The following is a 5,833-nucleotide window of genomic DNA, read 5'->3' on the forward strand; positions in this document are numbered from 1 at the left end:
GAGCTGGGCTTGCCCGCGATGCTGGCACCTCGGTTTTCCAGTTGTATCGAGGTGCTGCTATCGCAGGCAAGCCAGCTCCCACACAAGCCCGCTCGCACAGTTTTTATTGCTTGGCAGTCAGCGTGGCGTGGCGCCTGGGCGATACATCTTGAACAGTGCTTCCGGCCCCAACTGGAAGTAGTCCGCCGGGCCACCGCCACGCAAGATCGGCTCGGCAGCGGCGGTGTCGTAGATGCCGTCCTTGAGCAGCCACTTGGCGATGTGCACCGCCACGACTTCGCCGAGCACCAGCCAGCTGGGTACCAACTGCTGATCAGCGCGCTGCAGTTGGATGATCTGCGTCACCTTGCACTCGAACGACACCGGACTTTCGCCCACACGAGGGACGCCGACGATTTTCGACGCCACCGGCGTCAGGCCGGACAATTCGAACTCATTCACCTCGGGCGATACGGCGGCGCAACTCTGGTTCATCTGCTCGGCCAGCGGGCGAGTGGCCAGGTTCCAGACAAACTCGCCGGTCTGCTCGATATTGTTCAGGCTGTCTTTGCGCCCGACACTGGAAAACCCAATGATCGGCGGAATGTAGTTGAAGGCATTGAAGAAACTGTAGGGCGCCAGGTTCAGGCGGCCCTCGCTGTCGTGTGACGAAATCCAGCCGATCGGCCGTGGGCCGACGATGGCATTGAAGGGGTCATGGGGCAGGCCGTGGCCGTTGGCGGGTTCGTAGAAATGGATATCGTCGGACATGACCTGTTCTGCTCTCGATTTCGGGATTTGCATCATACCCAATGTGAGAGCGGGCTTGTGTGGGAGCCGGGCTTGTCCGCGATGCAGGCACCTCGGTTTTCAATTGCGCCGAGGTGATGCTATCGCAGGCAAGCCAGCTCCCACACAAGCCCGCTCCCACCATTTTTTATCGCGACAGACAGTTAGTCCGTAGTGATGCGCGAGTGCTTGCGGGTGTCCTTCATGGTCACGTAGACCACCAGCGACACCGCGATGCACGCGGTCACGTACCAGTAGTAGCCGGTTTCCATGCCGATGCTCTTGAACCACAGCGCAATGTATTCGGCGGTACCGCCGAAGATCGATACGGTCAGGGCATACGGCAGGCCTACGCCCAGTGCACGGATTTCAGTCGGGAACAGCTCGGCTTTCACCACTGCGTTGATCGAGGTGTAGCCGCTGACGATGATCAATGCCGCCATGATCAGGAAGAACGCGCCCCACCAGGTCTGGATGGTGTGCAGGGTGGTGAGGATCGGCACAGTGAACAGAGTACCGAGGATGCCGAAGGCAATCAGGATCGGCCGGCGGCCGACTTTATCCGACAGCCCGCCGATGATCGGCTGCAGGCACATGAACAGGAACAGGGTGGCTGCGGAGATCGTGGTGGAGTCGGAAATGCTCATGCCGACGGTGTTCACCAGGTACTTCTGCATGTAGGTGGTGTAGGTGTAGAAGGCCAGGGTGCCGCCCATGGTCAGGCCAACCACGGTCATCAGTTCCTTGGGGTGACGCATCAAGGTGCGCATTGCGCTTTCCTTGGCTTTTTCCTTCTTGGTGAACGACTCGGTTTCTTCCATGCCGCGACGCAGGTACAGCGCGACCACCGCACACAGGGCGCCGATGGCGAACGGGATACGCCAGCCCCAGTCGTACAGCTGCTCGGTAGTGAGGGTCTGTTGCAGCACGATCAGCACGCCAAGGGCGATGAGCTGGCCAGAGATCAGGGTCACGTATTGGAAGCTGGAGTAGAAACCACGACGTTCCTTGGTCGCCATCTCGCTGAGGTAAGTGGCGGAGGTACCGTATTCGCCACCGACCGACAGGCCCTGCAGCAGACGGGCAAAGACCAGCAGGATCGGCGCACCGATGCCGATGATTTCATAGCCCGGGCTCAGGGCAATCAGCAACGAGCCGAAGCACATCAGGTAGACCGATGCCATCAGCGCCTTTTTACGTCCGACTTTGTCGGCATACAGGCCCATCAGCCAGCCGCCGATCGGGCGCATCAGGAAGCCCACGGCGAAAATTGCGGCGGTGTTGAGCAGTTGGGCGGTCGTGTCGCCTTTCGGGAAGAAGGTTTTTGCGAAGTACAGCGAGAAAGCGGCGTAGACGTACCAGTCGTACCACTCGACCATGTTGCCGACGGAGCCACTGAAAATCGATTTGATCCGGCTGGAGGTGGTGCGTTCTTTGGCCGGCGCGGCCGCCGACCCCAGAGGCAAGGTGTTGGAGTTATCCATTCAAGGATCCTTCATCTAGTTGTTTTTATGGAGCGTGCGCGAGCACAGCCTGTCCGGGGCTATAGCAGGAGCTGTGCCAAGCCGGGGGAGGCCCGGTCTAGAAGGGGTGGGGGATTTTTTTGAGCGGAAAGCCGCTGATGATTTTTGAGTGGTGAGCGGAAATCCGCTTATGGCGGCCGTCCAGCTCCCACACTTGAATGTATTCGCAGATCAAAATGGAGGCGCTGGCTTGCCTGTAATGAGGCCCTCAAAGGGTCCCTCAATCGATCGAGAGAAACATTTCCCGGGTCAGTCCATGGCGCTGCATCTTTTCATTGAAAGTGCGCCGTGGCAGTTGCAGCTCGGCCAGCACCGCCTTGATATCGCCCTTGTGCCGGGTCAACGCGGCTTTCAGGCAGTGCGCCTCAAACGCTTCCTGCTGCGCCGCCAGCGATTGCCCAGCCTCGATACCTTCCGGCTCAGGCTCGCCCAACCCCAGCACCTGGCGTTCAGCGAAGTTGGCCAGCTCGCGCACATTGCCCGGCCAGTCGTGGCTGAGCAGCCGTCCCAGTTGCGCGCCGCTCAAGGGTTCGACGCTACGGCCCAGGCGTTCGGCAGCGCTTTGGGCGAAGTGATCGAACAGCAGCGGGATATCTTCACGACGTTCGCGCAGCGCAGGCAGGCGCAGTTGCGCGACGTTCAACCGATAGGCCAGGTCTTCGCGAAAGCGTCCGGCGCGGGCTTCTTCGAGCAAATCCGGCTTGGTGGCGGCGATGATGCGCAAGTCCACATGAATGCTCTGGTTGGAGCCCAGCCGTTCGAGCTTCTGCTCCTGCAGCACCCGCAGCAGTTTCACCTGCTGGGCGAGGGGCATGCTTTCGATTTCATCGAGAAACAGCGTGCCGCCGTGGGCGTACTCGAGTTTGCCGATGCGCTTGCCCTGGGCGCCGGTGAAGGCGCCGCTTTCGTGGCCGAACAACTCGGCCTCGAACAACTGCTCGGGGATCGCCGCGCAGTTGAGGGCCACGAACGGCTTCTTGGCGCGCGGGCCGAAATCATGCAGGCAACGGGCGACCAACTCCTTGCCGCTGCCGGTCTCACCTCGGATCAATACGTTGACCGGCAGCGTCGCCAGGTCCAGTACTTGCCGACGCAGATTCTGCAGGCCGCGCGACACACCGAGCAGGCTGGACTCCAACTGCGCCCGATGATCGGCCTGTTGATGCAGGCGGCGGTTTTCGAGGATCAGCCCGCGCTTGTCCAGCGCGCGGCGCAGGCTGTTGAGCAGGGCGTCGGGGCTGAAGGGTTTCTCGAGGAAGTCGTAGGCCCCGTCGCGCATGGCCTCGACAGCCATGGGCACGTCGCCATGACCGGTCAGCAGGATGACCGGCAGGTCGGCGTCGCGGCGTTGCACTTCGGCCAGCAGTTCCAGGCCACTGAGGCCGGGCATACGCACATCGCTGAGGATCACCCCAGGGAAATCCTTCGGCAGCCGCGCCAGGCATTCCTCGGCACGGCTGAACAGTTGCACGTCAAACCCCGACAGGCTCAGCCATTGCTCGACGGCCGTGCGAATACTGGCTTCGTCATCGACCACAATCACTGCATTCAACATAGGTCCGGCGTCTCCAGCGCGATGGGCAAGGTCAAGGTAAACACCGCGCCGTCGCCACGGTTGCCGGCACTCAGGCGCCCGCCCAATTCGTGCACGATCGCGTAGGACACCGCCAGCCCGAGGCCGAGCCCGTCACCCACCGGCTTGGTGGTGAAGAACGGGTCGAACACATTGTTCAGGTGCTCCTCGGCAATGCCACCGCCGCTGTCGCTGACGGTCAGTTGCCACAATTGCTGATCGGCGTGCAGGCGGATTTCCAGGCGTTTGCGCGACTTGTCGGCCATCGCATCAAGGGCATTGCGCAGCAGGTTGATCAGCACTTGTTCAAGACGGATCGCATCGCCACGCACCCAGGCCGGGCGGGTCAGGTCCAGCACCACGCCGATGGCTTCGTCGCGCAGGCGCGCATCGAGCAGGTGCAAGGATTGGTCGACCACCGTGGCCAGGTCCAAGCGCTCGCGCAAGCCGCTGGGGCTCTTGCGCGCGAAGGTCTTGAGATGGCCGGTGAGCGCGGCCATGCGCGTGAGCATTTCGTCGAGCGGGGTCAGGGCCTTGTAGGCATCGTCCACCCGCCCATGGTCGAGCAGCAGGCGCAGGGTCGCCAACTGCATGCGCTGGGCGGTCAGCGGCTGGTTGATTTCATGCGCGAGGGCGGCCGACATCTGCCCCAGCGCCGCCAATTTGGCTGACTGCACCAAACCGTCCTGGGCGGTGCGCAGGGCCTGGGTGCGCTCCTCCACCAGTTGTTCGAGTTCTTCGCGGCTGCGCTGGCGCAAGCGGGCCAGGCGCCAGCGCTGCGTGAGAAACAGCACCAGGAACACCAATGCCAGCCAGGAGCCGGCAGCGGCCAGGCCGGCGTTGCGCTGGTCTTCAAAGGCGAACTGGGGTTTGCGCAACAAGTGCAGGGTCCAGCCCTCGGCCTTGAGCGGCAGCGACTCCCAGATGTAATTGGCATTGCCGTCGGGGCCGTTGACGCGCATCAGGTGGCTGTTTTCGTCAAAGCGTTGCAGCACCTGGGTTTCCAGCGGCTGCAGGTGTTTCTTGTCGTATTGGCGAGTGGCCTTGAGTTCGACAAGATCGTTCGCCGACAGCGGCCGCAGGTTGCGATATCGCCAGCCCGGCTGGTTGGCAATAAACACGATGCCGCGTGCATCGCTGACCAGCAGCAGGTCATTGCCCTGCGCCCACTCGCGTTCCAGCTCGGGGAATTCCAGCTTGACCACCATCGCGCCGAGGAACTGCTCGTGTTCATCCAGCACCGCGCTGGAGAGAAAATACCCCGGCACACCGGTGGTCACGCCCACCGCATAAAACCGCCCGGTGCCCTGGCTCAGGGTTTGGCTGAAATACGGTCGAAACGCGTAGTTGTGCCCGACATAACTGCTCGGCAGGTTCCAGTTGCTGGCGGCCACGGCCAGGCCGGTGCGGTCCATCAACTCCAGGGTGGAGGACTGCGCGGCGCCGTTGATGCGCTCCAGTTTGCGGTTGAGCAGGTCTTGGGTCGTGGCTTGCAGCGGGCCCTTCAAGGCGTTGATCATTTCCGAGTCCAGCGCCAGCACGGCGGGCAGGGCGCGGTAGCGTTCGATCAGGGTGTGCAGCGAATTGGCGTACAGCGCCAGTTGTTGATTGGCACGGGCGGCATCATCCACCAAGGCCTGGCGCTCGGCATGGCGGGTGGCCAAGGCCGCGGCCAGTACGGCACCGGCAATGATCAGCAAAGAGTAGAAGGTCAGTCGCAGGGGGCGAGGGATCACGATCATACGATGATGAGCAGGCACAGTAAGGGGAGAGCACCATAGCATGCGCGGCTTGGATCTTGTGGTGAGGGGCTGTAGTGGCTGATGGGGAGAGTGGGCTGGTGCGGCGAGCAGGCTTTTTGTGGTGAGCAGGCTTGCCCCGCGTTGGGCTGCGAAGCGGCCCCCAAAACCAGGCAATGCGGTTTGACCTGAAGGAATGCGATGATCTTTATGGGGCCGCTTCGCAGCCC

At 62.2% G+C, this 5,833-nt stretch carries 4 protein-coding genes; all 4 read right to left on the reverse strand.

Annotated features, from left to right (window positions below):
* Window positions 1–117 precede the first annotated feature (117 nt).
* Complete coding sequence (locus tag QMX97_RS31495; protein WP_065908770.1) at window positions 118–750, reverse strand: flavin reductase family protein; 633 nt, start codon at window positions 748–750, stop codon at window positions 118–120.
* Between the two features lie 182 nt (window positions 751–932).
* A complete protein-coding gene (locus tag QMX97_RS31500; protein ID WP_120449748.1) occupies window positions 933–2,252 on the reverse strand; it encodes an MFS transporter in 1,320 nt (439 codons plus the stop codon).
* 259 nt (window positions 2,253–2,511) lie between these two features.
* Window positions 2,512–3,846, reverse strand: coding sequence for a sigma-54 dependent transcriptional regulator (locus QMX97_RS31505; RefSeq protein ID WP_065908773.1), 1,335 nt, complete (start codon window positions 3,844–3,846; stop codon window positions 2,512–2,514).
* Complete coding sequence (locus QMX97_RS31510; RefSeq protein ID WP_282398209.1) at window positions 3,840–5,606, reverse strand: ATP-binding protein; 1,767 nt, start codon at window positions 5,604–5,606, stop codon at window positions 3,840–3,842. Before QMX97_RS31510 ends, QMX97_RS31505 begins: the two co-directional genes overlap by 7 nt.
* Window positions 5,607–5,833: the final 227 nt, after the last annotated feature.

It is taken from the genome of Pseudomonas sp. PS01298 (assembly GCF_029959745.1).
GTDB classification, from domain to species: Bacteria; Pseudomonadota; Gammaproteobacteria; order Pseudomonadales; family Pseudomonadaceae; genus Aquipseudomonas; species Aquipseudomonas aylmerensis.

Excerpts from the sequence above, each read along its gene's own strand:
- QMX97_RS31505 (WP_065908773.1), bottom strand. The coding sequence starts at position 3,846 with ATGTTGAATGCAGTGATTGTGGTCGATGACGAAGCCAGTATTCGCACG.
- QMX97_RS31500 (WP_120449748.1), bottom strand. The coding sequence starts at position 2,252 with ATGGATAACTCCAACACCTTGCCTCTGGGGTCGGCGGCCGCGCCGGCC.
- QMX97_RS31495 (WP_065908770.1), bottom strand. The coding sequence starts at position 750 with ATGTCCGACGATATCCATTTCTACGAACCCGCCAACGGCCACGGCCTG.
- QMX97_RS31510 (WP_282398209.1), bottom strand. The coding sequence starts at position 5,606 with ATGATCGTGATCCCTCGCCCCCTGCGACTGACCTTCTACTCTTTGCTG.